The 15,390-nt window shown below is 70.3% G+C and carries 15 protein-coding genes and 1 tRNA gene; 7 read left to right on the top strand and 9 right to left on the bottom strand.

The window, feature by feature from the left end; translation table 11 throughout:
• Positions 1-23: 23 nt before the first annotated feature.
• A complete protein-coding gene (locus ACFFR3_RS22325; RefSeq protein WP_364375362.1) occupies positions 24-752 on the bottom strand; it encodes a nucleotidyltransferase domain-containing protein in 729 nt (242 codons plus the stop codon).
• A 10-nt stretch (positions 753-762) separates the two neighbouring features.
• Between ACFFR3_RS22325 and ACFFR3_RS22320 the strand changes: the two genes are divergently transcribed.
• Complete coding sequence (locus ACFFR3_RS22320; RefSeq protein ID WP_379483783.1) at positions 763-1,578, top strand: SDR family NAD(P)-dependent oxidoreductase; 816 nt, start codon at positions 763-765, stop codon at positions 1,576-1,578.
• On the opposite strand, the gene ACFFR3_RS22315 is transcribed toward ACFFR3_RS22320, so the two are convergent.
• Positions 1,565-2,503, bottom strand: a complete 939-nt coding sequence (locus ACFFR3_RS22315; protein WP_364375315.1) for a ribose-phosphate diphosphokinase — start codon at positions 2,501-2,503, stop codon at positions 1,565-1,567. The genes ACFFR3_RS22320 and ACFFR3_RS22315 overlap by 14 nt on opposite strands.
• A 66-nt stretch (positions 2,504-2,569) precedes the next feature.
• Positions 2,570-3,208, bottom strand: coding sequence for an HAD family hydrolase (locus ACFFR3_RS22310; RefSeq protein ID WP_364917269.1), 639 nt, complete (start codon positions 3,206-3,208; stop codon positions 2,570-2,572).
• 97 nt (positions 3,209-3,305) lie between these two features.
• On the opposite strand from ACFFR3_RS22310, the gene ACFFR3_RS22305 reads away from it, so the two are divergent.
• A complete protein-coding gene (locus ACFFR3_RS22305; RefSeq protein ID WP_345394985.1) occupies positions 3,306-5,108 on the top strand; it encodes an alkyl/aryl-sulfatase in 1,803 nt (600 codons plus the stop codon).
• Here ACFFR3_RS22305 and ACFFR3_RS22300 read toward each other — a convergent pair.
• Both ACFFR3_RS22300 and ACFFR3_RS22295 read right to left on the bottom strand, forming a co-directional pair.
• Positions 5,105-5,566: a hypothetical protein gene (locus ACFFR3_RS22300; RefSeq protein WP_345394988.1), complete on the bottom strand. Its 462-nt coding sequence runs from the start codon at positions 5,564-5,566 to the stop codon at positions 5,105-5,107. The genes ACFFR3_RS22305 and ACFFR3_RS22300 overlap by 4 nt on opposite strands.
• A 22-nt stretch (positions 5,567-5,588) precedes the next feature.
• The gene (locus ACFFR3_RS22295) at positions 5,589-7,004 is read right to left on the bottom strand and encodes a purine-cytosine permease family protein (protein ID WP_364375307.1); all 1,416 of its coding nucleotides are present in this window, start codon (positions 7,002-7,004) and stop codon (positions 5,589-5,591) included.
• Positions 7,005-7,108: 104 nt separating this feature from the next.
• On the opposite strand from ACFFR3_RS22295, the gene ACFFR3_RS22290 reads away from it, so the two are divergent.
• Positions 7,109-8,509 carry an MFS transporter gene (locus ACFFR3_RS22290; protein WP_345394997.1) on the top strand — a complete coding sequence of 467 codons (1,401 nt, stop codon included), beginning with the start codon at positions 7,109-7,111 and terminating at the stop codon, positions 8,507-8,509.
• Between the two features lie 88 nt (positions 8,510-8,597).
• A complete protein-coding gene (locus tag ACFFR3_RS22285; RefSeq protein ID WP_379483782.1) occupies positions 8,598-9,683 on the top strand; it encodes a sensor histidine kinase in 1,086 nt (361 codons plus the stop codon).
• Between the two features lie 4 nt (positions 9,684-9,687).
• On the opposite strand, the gene ACFFR3_RS22280 is transcribed toward ACFFR3_RS22285, so the two are convergent.
• Entirely contained in the window at positions 9,688-11,475 is a 1,788-nt protein-coding gene (locus tag ACFFR3_RS22280; protein WP_345395006.1) for a bifunctional metallophosphatase/5'-nucleotidase, read from the bottom strand.
• Between the two features lie 108 nt (positions 11,476-11,583).
• On the opposite strand from ACFFR3_RS22280, the gene mshD reads away from it, so the two are divergent.
• Positions 11,584-12,492, top strand: coding sequence for a mycothiol synthase (gene mshD, locus ACFFR3_RS22275; RefSeq protein WP_364375298.1), 909 nt, complete (start codon positions 11,584-11,586; stop codon positions 12,490-12,492).
• 15 nt (positions 12,493-12,507) lie between these two features.
• Here mshD and ACFFR3_RS22270 read toward each other — a convergent pair whose 3' ends face one another.
• The 3 genes from ACFFR3_RS22270 to dcd all read right to left on the bottom strand — a co-directional run bounded on the left by ACFFR3_RS22270 (position 12,508) and on the right by dcd (position 14,968).
• On the bottom strand, positions 12,508-13,515 hold the full coding sequence (locus tag ACFFR3_RS22270) for an inorganic phosphate transporter (protein WP_364375295.1): 1,008 nt from the start codon (positions 13,513-13,515) through the stop codon (positions 12,508-12,510).
• Positions 13,516-13,523: 8 nt separating this feature from the next.
• Complete coding sequence (locus tag ACFFR3_RS22265; protein ID WP_106243913.1) at positions 13,524-14,141, bottom strand: DUF47 domain-containing protein; 618 nt, start codon at positions 14,139-14,141, stop codon at positions 13,524-13,526.
• Positions 14,142-14,392: 251 nt separating this feature from the next.
• A complete protein-coding gene (gene dcd / locus ACFFR3_RS22260) occupies positions 14,393-14,968 on the bottom strand; it encodes a dCTP deaminase (RefSeq protein ID WP_364375826.1) in 576 nt (191 codons plus the stop codon).
• 98 nt (positions 14,969-15,066) lie between these two features.
• Here dcd and ACFFR3_RS22255 point away from each other — a divergent pair.
• Positions 15,067-15,137, top strand: a tRNA-Gly gene (locus ACFFR3_RS22255).
• 49 nt (positions 15,138-15,186) lie between these two features.
• Entirely contained in the window at positions 15,187-15,357 is a 171-nt protein-coding gene (locus ACFFR3_RS22250) for a DUF6980 family protein (RefSeq protein ID WP_379483781.1), read from the top strand.
• Positions 15,358-15,390 lie beyond the last annotated feature (33 nt).

Here is a 15,390-nt window from a genome sequence, read left to right as displayed (position 1 = left end):
GATTGCCATCCCGCTCCGGGGGTTCAGGCCAGCGCCCGGCCGATCGCGGATCTGACGAACGCGCGCGCCAGCCGTCCCCGCCGATAGCGGCTGAGCACCGGCTGCTCGGTGCCGTAGCGGCGGGCGCGGATGTCGGCGATCAGCACGGCGGGGGCGCCCAGCTCGTGCAGCACCTCGAGTGCCTCCCGCTTGCTGATCAGCCGGCCGTCCTGCAGGGTGACCGTGGCCCTGGCCACCGTCACCATGCCTAAGTCCACCCACACGTCCTGCAGCCAGCGCCGCCGCCCCTGCGCCCGGACGAGCCAGAAGTCGCGCAGGTCCGCGCGGATGAAGCGGGCCAGCTCCTCGTCCGAGACGGGGGGCAGCAGCTCGGTGGGCGGCGGGCCGTACAGGACTCTGGCGCCCTCGTGCAGCTCGCGCCGCGTCACCGCCGTCACAGGGCGCCGGAAGATGTGCTCCTGCGCCCACGTGATGTGCTCGGCGCCGAGGTCGTCGAGCTCCTGTCTCGCCATGTACGAGCAGTGCAGCCGCTCCGCGAGCGGCAGGCGTAGCCTCCTGTGCACCGCCTTGATCCGCCGCCAGTGATCCATGGTCGGCGTGGTGTCGAGCACCGCGACCAGGTCGAGGTCACTGCGTCCTGGTTGATAGTCGCCGGTCGCTAACGAGCCGTGGGCCCAGAGCGCGACCAGGGGGACGGCCGGCTCGACGCCCTCGAGAAAAACCTCCAGCAGGCGTTCCGTCGCTGCGTGCATGATGGCAACTATGATCGAAACCCGGCTGTCTGGAAAGGTCGCGCTGATCACCGGAGCCAACCAGGGCATCGGCGCGGCGGCCGCCCGCGCGCTGGCGGCCGAGGGCGTGGCGGTCTTCCTCACGTACAAACGGCTGACGCCGCTGAACGACCCGGTCTATCCCGCGGCCTACGACCAGGCGCGCGCCGCCGACGCCTCCGAGGTCGTGGCCCGCATCCGCGAGGCGGGCGGCACGGCGGAAGCGGTGGAGGCCGACCTCGCCGACCCGGCCGTCGCCAAGGCCCTGTTCGACCAGGCCGAGAAGGCGTTCGGCCCGGTGGAGATCCTGGTCAACAACGCCAGCGGCTGGCTCAGCGACACCTTCTCGCCCGCCGAGCGCGACGGGTTCGGCCGCCCGCTGCGCCCGGTCGACGCCGAGACCCACGAGCGGCTGTTCGCCGTCGACGTACGCGCGCCCGCCCTGCTGATCGCCGAGTTCGCCCGCCGCCACCTGGAGCGCGGCGCGAGCTGGGGCCGCGTCATCGGCCTCACCTCGGGCGGCCCCGACGGCTTCCCCACCGAGGTCAGCTACGGCGCGGCCAAGGCCGCCCAGGAGAACTACACCATGTCGGCCGCGCGCGAACTGGGCCGCCACGGCGTCACGGCCAACATGGTCCATCCACCCGTCACCGACACCGGCTGGGTCAACGAGAAGGTCGCCATCGCGGTCGCCGCCGACGGCGTGCTGCCCGAGGTGGCGCAGCCCGATGACGTCGCCGAGGTGATCACGTTTCTGGCCTCGCACCAGGGGCGGCGGGTGACGGGTCAGGTGGTCAAGATGTACTGAACAGGGCGCTGACCGACTCGCCGTCGTGGATCCGCCGCATGGCCTCGGCCAGCGCCGGCGCGATCGACAGCACGGTCAGCTTGTCGGCCGGCTTGGGTGGCGGCACGGTGTTGGTGCAGACGATCTCCTCGACCTCGGGCAGCGAGGTGAGGCGTTCGAGCGCGCCGCTGGAGAACAGGCCGTGCGTGCACGCCACGCGTACGGACCTGACCTTCTGCTCGCGCAGCCGGTCGAGCAGCTCGATGACCGTGCTGCCCTTGGCGATCTCGTCGTCGAGGATGATCACGTCTTTGCCGGTCACCTCGCCGATCACGGAGCTGATCACCACGCGGTCGTCGCTGAAGCGCTGCTTGGCGCCCATGGCGACGCCGGTGCCGAGCAGCCGCGCGAAGGCGGCGGCCTCTTTGGCGTTGCCCAGGTCGGGGGAGACGACGACGGTGTTGGACAGGTCGTAGCGGCGGAAGTGGGCGGCCAGCTCGCGCAGCGCGTGGAGGTGGTCGACCGGCACGCTGAAGAAGCCGTGCACCTGCGGCGAGTGCAGGGTCATGGCCAGCACCCTGCTGGCGCCCGCGGCCACCATCAGGTCGGCGACCAGGCGGGCGCCGATGGAGATGCGCGGGGCGTCCTTCTTGTCGCTGCGGGCGTAGGCGTAGTGCGGCAGCACCACGGTCGTCCGCGCGGCGGAGGCGCCGCGCGCGGCGTCGAGCATCAGCAGCAACTCCACGAGGTGCTCCTGTACCGGCGGGACGAGCGGCTGGATGAGGAACACGTCGCGCTCCCGGCAGTTGGCCTGGAGCTGCACTTCGAGTACGTCGTTGGCGAAGCGGTTGATCTGTACGGGGTGGAGAGGAGTGCCCAGCTGGGCGCAGATCTCCTCGGCCAGCTCGGGGTGGGCACTGCCACTGAAAACCGTGATGTCTCGCACGATTCCCACATCGTAGCCACCGGCACTGACATGGCCTGGCAGCGGCCCCGCGAGTCGTGAAGGGGCTCAGCCGATCAGCTCGGGGGTGAGCGCGTCGAGGCCGGGCAGCACCCGCCAGGCCAGGGCGAGCGCGTCGGGCGCGGGCGGGTAGCGCGGATGCGGCACCGCGATCACGTGCATGCCCGCCGCGTACGCCGACCGCAGCCCGTTGCTGGAGTCCTCGACCGCCACGCAGCCCCGGGGATCGACGCCGAGCCGCCGCGCCGCCTCCAGGTAGCCGTCGGGCGCCGGCTTGCCCCGCTCGACCTCCTCGGTGGACACGGTGGCCGCGAAGCACTCCGTCAGCCCCGCCGCGTCGAGCACGACGTCGATCAGCCGCCGGGGGGACGAGCTGGCCAGGCCGAGCGTGGCCGTCGCGGCCAGGCGGCGGACGGTCTCGACGGCCTTCGGCATGAGCGGCACGCCGTCGCGGTAGCGGGCCGCCATCTCGTCGATCACGCCGCGCGCGATGTCGCCCGGCTCCTGCTCGACGCCGATCTCGTGCAGGTAGGCCGCCCATTCGCCGGTGCTCATGCCCATCAGCTTCGTCTGCGTGTCGGGCTGCCAGGTGCCGCCGTGGTCGGCGACGTACGCCCGCCGCACCTCCTCCCACACCGGCTCGGAGTCCACCAGCACACCGTCGAGATCGAATACGCACGCATCCACGTGACCACCCTAATCACCTCCGGACTTGCCGGAGATTCATCCTCTTTAGTGCATCTATTGGGCTATATGTCTGGTTTTCTGGGGCATGCGGCTTGGCATGGCAGACCTTCCATTTCACGACCGTGCCGACTTCGAGGACGCCGACCGGGGCTTCATCGCCGCCCTCACCCCAGGCGTCGTCAAATCGGTGGACGGCGACGTCGTGTGGGACAACGACGCCTACGACTTCCTCAAGGAGGACTGCCCGCGGACCGCCCATCCCGGCCTGTGGCGGCAGGGCGCGCTCTGCGCCCGCCAGGGCCTGTACGAGGTCACCGACGGCATCTACCAGGTACGCGGCCTCGACCTGTCGAACATGACGCTGGCCGAGGGGGAGACCGGCGTCGTCGTCATCGACCCGCTGATCTCCACCGAGTGCGCCGCCGCCGCGCTCAAGCTCTACCGCGCCCACCGCGGCGACCGCCCGGTCACCGGCGTCGTCTACACCCACTCCCACGTGGACCACTTCGGCGGCGTGCGCGGGGTGACCGGCGGCGGCGTGCCGATCTTGGCCCCGGCCGGCTTCATGGAGCACGCGGTCACCGAGAACGTCTACGCGGGCCCCGCCATGGCCCGCCGCGCCGTCTACATGTACGGCCCCGCCCTGCCCCGCTCCCCGGAGGGCCAGGTCGGCGCCGGGCTCGGCATGACGGTCTCGACCGGCACGATGTCGCTCATCCCGCCGACCACGGAGGTCACGCGTACCGGTCAGGAGGAGGTCGTGGACGGCGTACGGATGATCTTCCAGCTCACGCCCGGCGCGGAGGCCCCCGCCGAGATGAACGTGTTCTTCCCCGGCCGCCGCGCCCTGTGCCTGGCCGAGAACGCCACCCACAACCAGCACAACATCCTGCCGCTGCGCGGCGCCCAGGTCCGCGACGCACGCGCCTGGGCCCGCTACCTCACCGAGGCACTCGCCCTGTTCCTCGACGGCACGGACGTCGCCTTCGCCTCCCACCACTGGCCGACCTGGGGCCGCGAGCGCATCGAGCGCTTCCTGTCGCAGCAGCGCGACCTGTACGCCTACCTGCACGACCAGACCCTGCGCCTGCTCAACAAGGGCCTGACGGCGGCCGAGATCGCCGAGGTCGTCCAGCTCCCGCCCGAGCTGGAGCAGGCATGGCACGCGCACGGCTTCTACGGCAGCGTCAGCCACAACGTCAAGGCCGTCTACCAGCGCTACCTCGGCTGGTTCGACGGCAACCCCGCCCACCTGTGGGAGCATCCGCCGAAGGACAGCGCGATCAGGTACGTCGAGTGCCTGGGCGGGGGCGCGGCCGTGGTGGCCTTCGCCCGCCGCTACATCGAGGAGAACGACCTGCGCTTCGCCGCCCAGCTGCTCAACCACGCGGTCTTCGCCGACGAGGGCAACAAGGAGGCCCGCGACCTGCTGGCCGAGGTCTACACCCGGCTCGGCCACGGCGCCGAGAACGCCACCTGGCGCAACTTCTACCTCATGGGCGCGCTGGAGCTGGCCGACGGCATCGTCCCGGCCACGGCCGACCGCCCCGAGTCCGACTTCTTCGCCGCGCTCTCCGTGGAGCAGATCTTCGACTCGATCGCCATCAGGGTGGACGGGCCGCGCGCCTGGCACGAGCGGCTGACCATCGACTGGCACCTGACCGACCTCGGGCGGCGCTACCGTACGTCGCTGTCGAACGGCGCGTTCGTCCAACAGCGCGACCCGGGCGACGACGGCGCCGCCGACCTCACCCTGCGGCTGACCAGGGCGCAGCTCGCCGGCCTGCTGTCGGGCAAGGGCGTGGAGGGCGTCGAGCGCGAGGGCGACACGAACGTGCTGCGCCGGCTGGTGGCCGTGCTCGACCACCCGGTGCCGGACTTCGCGATCGTGACCGCCTAGCGCCCCAGCTCGGCGCGCAGCGCCCTGCAGGCGAGCGCGAGCAGCGTCACGACGGCCGCGGCCACGCCCGGCCCGACCAGCAGCGGCAGGGTCAGCTCACCGGCGTGCCAGGCCGCCGCGATGATCGCCGACGAGGTCAGCACCGACACGCCGAACATCGCCGCCCACAGCGGCAGCACGTGCAGGTACGCGAACAGCAGCGGGAACGCCAGCCACACGAACGGCGGCGCCGCCACGGCCAGCACCGCCCACCCGGCGCTCACGAGCCCGAGCCACACCGCCCTGGCCGGGCCCGGGGTGGCGGGCGCGGCGGCGTAGAGGAGGCCGAGCAGCACCCCGCCCGACGCGACCGCCAGGCGGTCCTGCTGCCACGTGGTGACCACGGCGACCGCCAGCACGCCGAGCCCCGTCGCGTGCACCGCCCAAGTGAGCAGCCGGTACGGAACGTTCATCGTCACGCACCAAGCGTAACCGCCCGGGTCAGCTCCGCACGTGGGTGCGCAGCCGCGGCACCGCCGACAGCGCGAAGTACAGGATCCCGGCCAGCACCAGCGCGATCACCACGCCGATGTTCGCCGACCCGAACGTGCCGCCCTCCAGCTCCGCGCTCATGAGGAAGCCGACCACGTTCGCGATGTTCGGGTCGGCCGAGGTGATCAGCCCGAGCCCGACGATCGACGCCACGACCAGCGACAGCAGCCCCGCCCAGTTGAGCGCGGGCGCGCCGGCCCGCAGCAGCCGCTCGTCGTAGCCCCGGCCGCCGGCCCGCAGCCGCCACATGTCCACCAGGAAGATCGCGGCCCAGGCCGCCATCACCACGCCCACGATCGCGAGGAACGCCTGGAAGGTGGCCAGGAAGCTGGTGGAGACGAACAGCAGGTAGTAGCCGCCGAGCACCATGAGCAGCCCGTCGATCAGCACCGCGTAGTGGCGCCTGATCGGCACGCCGAGCGCCAGCATCGACAGCCCCGACGAGTAGATGTCCATGATCGCCCCGGCCAGGAACCCGCCGATCGCGGTCAGCAGGTACGGCAGCAGGAACCACGTCGGCAGCGCCGCCGCCAGCGCCGCCACCGGGTTGGCGCCCGCCTCCTCGGCCAGCTTCGGGTCACCGCCCGCCAGCAGCACGCCGAACACCAGCAGCACCATCGGCGGCAGCGCGCCCCCGAGCGTCGTCCACAGGGTCACCGAGCGCGGGGACGAGGTGGCGGGCAGGTAGCGGGAGTAGTCGGCGCCGCAGTTGACCCAGCCGAGCCCGAGCAGCGTCATGGCGAAGATGACGCCGCCCACCCAGCCGCCGGGACCGGCCGTGGTCTCCAGCGAGACGCCGAGGTTGGGGGCCATGAGCACCATGTAGACGACGGTGAGCACGACGAACACGTACGTCAGGTAGCGCTGGACGACCATGATCATCGCGTGGCCGTACACGCCGACCGCGATCACCACGACGGCGGCGACGACGAAGCAGATCGCGGTGGTCGTCGTCTCCGGGATGCCGGGCGCGACGCGGCCGAGGATCTCGGCCCCGCTCTGCGCGGCGAGCGTGACCAGCACGATCTCCCAGCCGACGTTCGAGATGTAGGAGAACAGGGTCGGCAGCTTGTTGCCGTGGTAGCCGAACGGCGCCCGCCCGAGCGTCATCGTCGGCACGCCGGACCGCGCCCCGCCCACCGCGACCAGCCCGACCAGCAGGAACGACAGCACGTAGCCCACGGCGCCGGTGATGATCGCGGGCACCACGCCGAGCTGCAGCCCGACGATGTAGACGCCGAACGCCACCCCGAACAGCGACAGGTTCGAGCCCGCCCAGGGCCAGAACAGGTCGCGCGGCCTGCCGCGCCGCTCGCCTTCGGGGACGGCGTTGATGCCGTTCTGCTCGACCTCCATCGTGCTCATGATCGGACGGTACTCGTCAGGGGGCATTCCGGGCAAAGAAAATCCTGGTGGGCGATATCTCCGCTTTCCCGGGGAATCATCCAGCTCGGTTTCCGGCGGAGGAGGTGATCGGCGCGTTCGGCTCCGACCCGCGACGGCGCGCCCTGGCCGTATGCCTGACCTCCGCCTTCATGACGGGGCTCGACGTGAGCATCGTCAACGTCGCGCTGCCGTCGATCCGCGAGGCCCTGCACGCCGGCGACGACGCCCTGCAGTGGACGGTGTCCGGCTACGCCCTCACCTTCGGCCTGTTCCTCATCCCCGCCGGGCGGCTGGGCGACGCCAGGAGCCGGCGCACGATCTTCCTGTGGGGCGTCACGCTGTTCACCCTCTCCAGCGCGTTCTGCGGCCTCGCCTGGCAGATGCCCGTCCTGATCGTCTCCCGGCTCGTCCAGGGCATGGCGGCCGGGCTGCTGAACCCGCAGGTGTCCGGGCTGATCCAGCAGATGTTCCGGGGCTCGGAGCGAGGCCGCGCGTTCGGGGCGCTCGGCGCCACCATCGGCGTCTCCACCGCCGCCGGGCCGCTCATCGGCGGCGCGCTGGTCAGCGTCTTCGGGCCCGAGCTGGGCTGGCGGTGGGTGTTCCTGGTGAACGTGCCGATCGGGCTGGCGCTGCTGCCGCTGGCCTGGCGGGTGCTGCCGCGCCCCGACGTCGATGAGCGCCGGCGCGAGAGCATGGACCCGGTCGGCGTGCTGCTCCTCGGCGTCGGCGTCGCCGGGCTGCTGGTGCCCGCCATCCAGCGGCACCGCTGGGACGCTCAGGTTTCCACACTGATCGCCGTGTCCGCGCTGGTCGTGCTGGCCGCCTTCGTGGCCTGGGAACGCCGCTATCCGCGCGAGCCGCTGGTCAACCTGGAGCTCTTCCGCAAGCGGTCGTACCGGCTGGGCACCGCCATCGCGCTGTTCTACTTCTCCGGGTTCACCGGCATCTTCTTCATCTTCACCCTCTACCTGCAGAGCGGCCGCGGCTACAGCGCGCTGCTCGCCGGGCTCGCGATCACACCGTTCGCGCTCGGCTCCGCCTCGGCCGCCGTGCTCGGCGGGCACCTCGTCTCCCGGATGGGGCGGCGGCTGACGGCGATCGGGCTGTGCATGGTGATCGCCGGGCTCATCGCCACGATGATCGCCACCGCGCTCGTCCCAGGGCCGCGTACGGGCCTCGCGACCGCCCTGCCGCTGCTGCTCGCGGGCCTCGGCAGCGGCCTGGTCATCTCGCCCAACCAGGCCATCACGCTCTCCGAGGTGCCGCCCGCCGGCGGCGGCAGCGCGGCCGGCGTCCTGCAGACCGGGCAGCGGCTCGGCTCGGCCATCGGCATCGCGGCGGCCGGCTCGACCTTCTTCGGCTCGCTGGGCGACGGCTGGGCGAGCGCGTTCCGCCACGGACTGATCGTCGTGGTGTCGTCGATCGGCGTCGCGCTGCTCGCCGCGCTGTACGACCTGATGCGCAGCCGCCGTGACGCTCACTGAGCGTGTCTATCGGAGAAGTGTTCGCAGGTTAGGGAGAACGTCAACGGAGGGTAAAGTCACGGACAGTGACGTGGGAGGGTGGGATGGGATGACAGTCCGGCTGGTGCCGCTGGTTCCGCGCTCGATCAGAACCCCGGGCAGAACCCCGGGCAGAACCCCGGGCGGCACACCAGGTGCGCTGCGCGTGCTCCCGCGCTCGATCCGGGCGCGGCTGACCACGATCGCGACGCTGGCCGCCGCCGCCGTCTTCACCACCGGGGTCGTGCTCGCGCTCGCCGACCCGCGGCGGGCGCTGCTGTGGACGTCGCTCGGCGCGCCGCTCGTCCTGCTGGCCGTCGGCGGGCTCACCTGGAGCGCGGTCAGGTCCGCGCTGCGCCCGGTCGAGCGCATCCGCGCCGAGCTGGCCGAGATCACCGGGCAGGACCTGAGCAGGCGGGTGACCGTACCTGACACAGGGGACGAGATCGCCGGGCTGGCGGTCACCACCAACCACACCCTCGACCGGCTCGAACGCTCCGCCGAGACCCAGCGCCGCTTCGTCGCCGACGCCTCCCACGAGCTGCGCAGCCCCATCTCCGCGTTGCGCGCCCAGCTGGAGGTCGCGGGCAGCTACCCCGACGAGACGGACTGGCCGGTCACCTGCGCCCGCGCGCTCGCCGCCGCCGACCGGCTGACCTGCATCATCGACGAATTGCTCATGCTGGCCAAGCTCGACGCGGGCGCCGTCACGCGGCGCCGCGTGGTGGACCTGTGCGGCGTCGCGGAGGAGCAGGTACGCCGCCGCGAGGGCGCCCGCGTGCCCGTGCACCTGCGGCTCAGCGGCCCCGCCCCGGTGCTCGGCTCGCCCGTGCAGCTCGACCGCCTGCTGACGAACCTGCTCGACAACGCCACCAGGCACGCCGCCACCCGCATCGACGTCTCCGTGGCCGTGCGCGGGAACGAGGTGGTGGTGACCGTCACCGACGACGGCGACGGCATCGCGCCGCAGGACCGCGAGCGGGTCTTCGAGCGCTTCACCCGGCTGGAGAGCGCCAGGGCCAAGGACAGCGGCGGCTCCGGGCTGGGGCTGCCGCTGTCCAGGGAGATCGCGGTGGCCCACGGCGGCACGCTGACCGCCGCCGACCACCGCCCCGGCGCCCGCTTCGTCGCCGTCCTGCCCCTGCACACCGCCTAGCTGGTCACTGCACCACCGTGATGCGGTCGGTGGCCGGCGGGGCGATCGGGTTGTCCCTGCCGAGGTGGTCGACGAAGGCGTCGACGTCCAGCGGCCCGCTCCACAGGTCCGTGCCCTCGGTGAAGCCGAGGAACGCGTCGCCGCCGCCCACCAGGAAGTTGTTCGCGGCCACCCGGATCGTCTGGGCGTCCGTCACCGGCTGGCCGTCGATCGTCATGCCAGACACCTTCGAGCCCCACGGCGCGCTCTGGCTGTAGGTGTAGGTGAAGTTCGCCGAAGGCTGCAGGATCTTGGTGAACGCCTGGTTGTTGGGGCCGCCGGTGAACTGCTGCTCCAGCACCGTCTTCAGCTGTGCTCCGGTCAGCGTGACGACCTGCATGAGGTTGTTGAACGGCTGCGTGGTGAACGCCTCGCCGTACGTCACGACCCCGTCGCCCTCACCGGCCGGCGAGCCCGCGTACGTGAGGGGCGCCCGCACCCCGCCCGGGTTCATCAGCGCGATCTGCGCGTTGCCGCCCTCCCGCGTGGCGGCGAGCTGGGCGTCGGCGATGAGGTTGCCGAGCGGCGTCTCACCGGACGGCGCCGCGGCCGTCGTGATGTCGGCGCTGATCGTGCCGACCGCCCGGTTCGCGACCGGGGCCACGCGGTCCTTCCAGGTCTGGACGAACGCCGAGATCTCGGGGTCGGGCGTCACCGTACGCGTCACCACGTGGTTGTCGGCCACGACGGAGGCCCGGTCGATGTCCCGCGTCTTGACGTTCACCTTCATGTCGACCTGGGTGATGACCCGCCCGAACGAGCCGCCCTGCGAGAAGAGCCGGTCCTTGCCCGCCGGGTCCTTCACCTTGCACACGTACGCCTGGTGGGAGTGGCCGCTGAGCACGATGTCGATCTCGGGGTCCACCTGGGTGGCGATGCGGTTGCCCGCGCTGGGGACCGCGCTGCACGCGTCGGGCGACTGCCCCGCGTTCACCTGGTCGCCCTCGTGCACCAGCACGACCTGGGCCTTCACGCCGACCAGCTTGAGCAGCTTGGAGGCGACGTTCGCGGCCTTGACCTCGTCCACGAACGTGAGGTCCTTGATGCCCTCCGTCGTGACGATGCTCGGGGTCGTCTGCGTGACCAGGCCGATGAAGCCGATCGGCACGCCGTTCATGATCTTGATGCTGACCGGCGGGAGCGCGGGCACGCCCCAGTCGGACAGCAGCTTCTTGATCTTCGAGCTGTGCGCGCCGCCGAGCGCGGCCAGCGCGTCGGTCTTCTCGTGCTTGTTCTTGAACAGCACGTTCGCGCCGACGTAGTCGAACGCGGCGCCTTTCCACTTGCCGGCGGGCGAGCAGCCGTCCACGGGGTGGCAGCCGCCCTTCATGATGCGGCGCAGCTCCGTGTAGCCCTCGTCGAACTCGTGGTTGCCGACCGCGGCCACCTTGAGCCCGAGCTTGCCCATGAACTCGACCGACGGCTCGTCGTGGTAGGCGGCCGAGATCAGCGGCGTGGCCCCGATGAGGTCGCCCTGGGCGACGGCGATCGTGTTCCTGTCGCGCAGGGCCTTCATGTGCGTGGCGACGTAGGCCGCGCCGCCGGCGTCGACCGTGTTGCCCTGCTCGTCCACCATGCGGCCTGAGGACCCGGTGGGAGGTTCGAGATTGCCGTGGAAGTCGTTGAGCGCCAGGAGCCGGACGGGAACCGTCCTGGGCGCCTTGCTCGCGTTCGCCGGGATGGTGGCCATCAGCACCGCACCCGAGGCGACGGCTCCGGCGAGCGCCAGCCGGAGGAAGGAACCAGACGTCATGGCCCAAGACGTTACGGCGGGAAGCTATGCAACCAATGTCGCAAAGGTAACGATTTGCCGGGGTGCCTGATGGCGTTATTTGCCAGTCGTACGCCTAGAGTTCGTTCTGTGAACGTGCGCGTGGATATCCGGCAAAGGCTCGCTGACCAGGAGATCGCCGACGTAGTCGGCTTGGTGGAGGCCGCGACGGAGGCCGACGGCGTCCGTCCGCTCAACGAACACGTCATGCTGCACCTGAGATACGGCGGCGACCCGCAGGCCCGCTCGCTCCTCCTCTACGCCGGCGACGCGCTCGCCGGCTACGCCCACGTCGATCCCACCGACGAGGTCGAGGGGCCGAGCGCCGAGCTGGTCGTCCACCCCCAACACCGCCGCCGAGGCCACGGCGCCCGCCTGCTGCGCGCCGTCATGGACGCCGCCGGCGGCCGCCCCCGCCTGTGGGCTCACGGCGACCACGCGGGCGCGGCCGCGCTCGCCGCCGCCTTCGGCTTCGACCGCGTCCGCTCCCTGTGGCAAATGCGCCGCCCCCTGGCGGAACCGCTGCCGCCGGCGACGCTGCCGGTCGGCGTGGAGCTGCGGACGTTCGTCCCAGGGCAGGACGAGGAGGAATGGCTCAAGGTGAACGCCGCCGCCTTCGCCCACCACCCGGAACAGGGCGCCTGGACGATGGACGACCTGCTGCGGCGCGAGCAGGAGCCCTGGTTCGACCCCGAGGGCTTCTTCCTCGCCCAGCGCGGCGACCGCCTCGCCGGCTTCCACTGGACGAAGGTGCACGGCTCGTCCGAGCACGGGCACGACCCGCTGGGCGAGGTCTACGTCGTCGGCGTCGACCCCTCCCAGCAGGGCACCGGTCTCGGCAAGGCGCTCACCCTGGCCGGGCTCGAACACCTGCGCTCGCGCGGTCTCGCCCAGGCGATGCTGTACGTGGACGAGACCAACACGGCGGCGATCCGCCTCTACGAGGGCCTCGGTTTCACCCGCTATGACGTCGATGTCATGTACGCGCCCCCGCAGTAGGGGTCTTTCCGGGGGTCAGCCCTCCACGATGGCGTGCAGGACGAAGTAGGACACGGCGGCCACGATGGCCGCGGCCGGGATGGTGAGGATCCACGCGGTCACGATGTTGCCCGCGACGCCCCACCGCACCGCGCTGAGCCGCTTGGTGGCCCCCACACCCATGATCGCCGTGGTGATGGTGTGGGTGGTGGAGATGGGGGCGCCGAAGCCGATGGCCGCGCCGTACAGGACGGTCGCCGCCGCCGACTCGGCCGCGAAACCCTGCGGCGGGTCCAGCGCGATGATGCGCCGGCCCAGGGTCCGCATGATGCGCCAGCCGCCCGCGTACGTGCCGAGGGAGATCGCCCCCGCCGCGGAGAGGATGACCCACTGCGGGATCGGGTCGGACGGCTGGGCGAACCCGCCGACGGTGAGCGCCAGGAAGATGACGCCCATCGTCTTCTGCGCGTCCTGCAGGCCGTGGCCGAGCGCCATCGCCGCGGCCGAGACGGTCTGCGCGTACCGGAAGCCCCTGTTGGTCTTGCCGGGTTGCCCGTTGCGGAAGATCCAGTAGATTGCGATCATGATCGCGGCGGCCAGGCTGAACCCGATCACCGGCGACAGCACCATCGGGATGACGACCTTCTCCACGACGCCGTCCCAGTGCACGACGCTGGCGGAGGCCAGCGCCGAGCCCACCAGGCCGCCGATGAGCGCGTGACTGGAGGAGGACGGCAGGCCGAAATACCAGGTGATGAGGTTCCAGACGATCGCGCCTATCAGCGCGGCCGCCACGATCACCAGGCCGTGCGAGCCGTCGGGGGCGTCGATGATGCCTTTTCCGACGGTCTGCGCGACCTGGGTGCCGAGATGGGCGCCGATGAAGTTCATCGCCGCCGCCATGAACAGCGCGGCCCTGGGGGTCAGGGCCCGGGTCGATACGGAGGTCGCGATCGCGTTCGCCGCGTCGTGGAACCCGTTGGTGTAGTCGAAGGCCAACGCGATGACGACCACGCCGATGACGAGGCCAAGCGTGAGGTCCACTGCCGGGCCTAGCTTTCCTTGACCGCGATCGACTCGACGGTGTTGGCGACGTGCTCGAAGGCGTCGGCCGCCTCCTCGAGGGCGTCGACGACCTCCTTCATCTTCATCACGGTCAGCGCGTCGTACTCGCCGCTGAACAGCTTGGCCAGCAGCCGCCGGTAGACCTGGTCACCCTGGTTCTCCAGGCGGTTGACCTCGATCCAGTACTCGTTCAGGTTCTTCATCGAACGCAGGCGCGGCATGGCCTCGGCCGTCAGCTCCGCCGCCCGCTCCAGCACCTCGACCTGCCGGACGACGTCCTTCGGGAGATGGTCGATCTGGTAGAGGACGATCAGGTCGGAGGCCGCCTCCATGGCGTCCATCACGTCGTCGAGGTTCGAGGCGAGCCGGTAGATGTCCTCGCGGTCGAACGGAGTGATGAAGCTCTCGTTGAGCCGGTTCATGATCGCGTGAGTGCGTTCGTCACCGGCGTGCTCGCAGGCGCGCATCTTCTCGGCCAGGGCCTCCCTGTCCGAGCCGTCACTGATGATCTCCACCAGTAGCCGGGATGCCGTGACCAGGTTGTTCGCCGAGTCGGCGAACAGGTCGTAGTAGCTGTCCTCACGTGGCGTGAGACGCAGGCGCACGTCGTTCTCCAGATGTGCGGGGATGGTCCGTGGAAGAGTATGGCTTACCAGGCGAAATGCGAACTTCATGTCCCCTTCGCCTACTGGCTACCCGGTGTTCGTCCCACAACACCGGTGTAGCAGGTGGTTTCGGGGGCATTCGTGCAGCTCGGACCGGCGTTGCGACCGCTCAGAACGCCTTCATGATGGCTTCTCGACCCCTGCTGTTCACCTACCTGTTCCTCTACTGTTCACCTGTTGTTCACCTGAAGTCAGATCTTGGTCCGGTGGAAGTTCTGGAACGACCGCGACGGGGTCGGGCCACGCTGACCCTGGTACCGCGAACCGTACTTGTCGGACCCGTACGGATGCTCCGCCGGCGAGCTCAACCGGAACACACAGAGCTGCCCGATCTTCATCCCCGGCCACAACTTGATCGGCAACGTCGCCACGTTCGACAACTCCAGCGTCACATGCCCGCTGAACCCGGGATCGATGAACCCCGCCGTCGAATGCGTCAGCAACCCCAGCCGGCCCAGCGAACTCTTGCCCTCCAGCCGCGACGCCAGATCATCCGGCAGGCTGACGACCTCGTACGTGGAGGCCAGCACGAACTCACCCGGATGCAGGATGAACGGCTCGTCCCCCCGGGGCTCCACCATCCGCGTCAGATCCGGCTGCTCCTCCGACGGATCGATGTGGGGGTAGCGATGGTTCTCGAACACCCGGAAAAATCGGTCAAGCCGGACGTCGATGCTGGACGGCTGAAGCATCTCCAGATCGAACGGATCCAGCGACAGACGCCCGGCGTCGATCTCGGCCAGGATGTCACGGTCAGATAGCAGCACGGTGAGCAACTTACCGGTCGTGGACCGACGTGCGGGCTCGGGGATTGCTGTTGTGGCCCAAGTTTCCGCTAGAGTAGGGGCGCGACGTTCGGTCGTACGCGGGTGTAGTTCAATGGCAGAACATCAGCTTCCCAAGCTGACAGCGCGGGTTCGATTCCCGTCACCCGCTCTCATAGGGAAGGCCCAGGTGGACCGATGGATTCGGTACCTGGGCTTTGGTGGTTCCTAGGGCTGTTGATCTCTGCGTGCCATTAGGTGGAGAGGTGTCCTTGGTCGAGCACTGCTGCGAGTCGATGGTTCGCCAGGTGACTTGGAAGTGTGATCAGCATCCGGACCCGTCCGACTGTCCAGACATGCTCATCGGCCGCGTCCAAGATCGTGGTGTATGAGATTCAACCACTCTGCGATCTAAATCCTATTTA

It is taken from the genome of Nonomuraea salmonea, assembly GCF_042428605.1.
Classification (GTDB): Bacteria; Actinomycetota; Actinomycetes; order Streptosporangiales; family Streptosporangiaceae; genus Nonomuraea; species Nonomuraea salmonea.
Note: the sequence above shows the minus strand (reverse complement) of the source record. Positions and strands in the feature narration are given on the sequence as shown.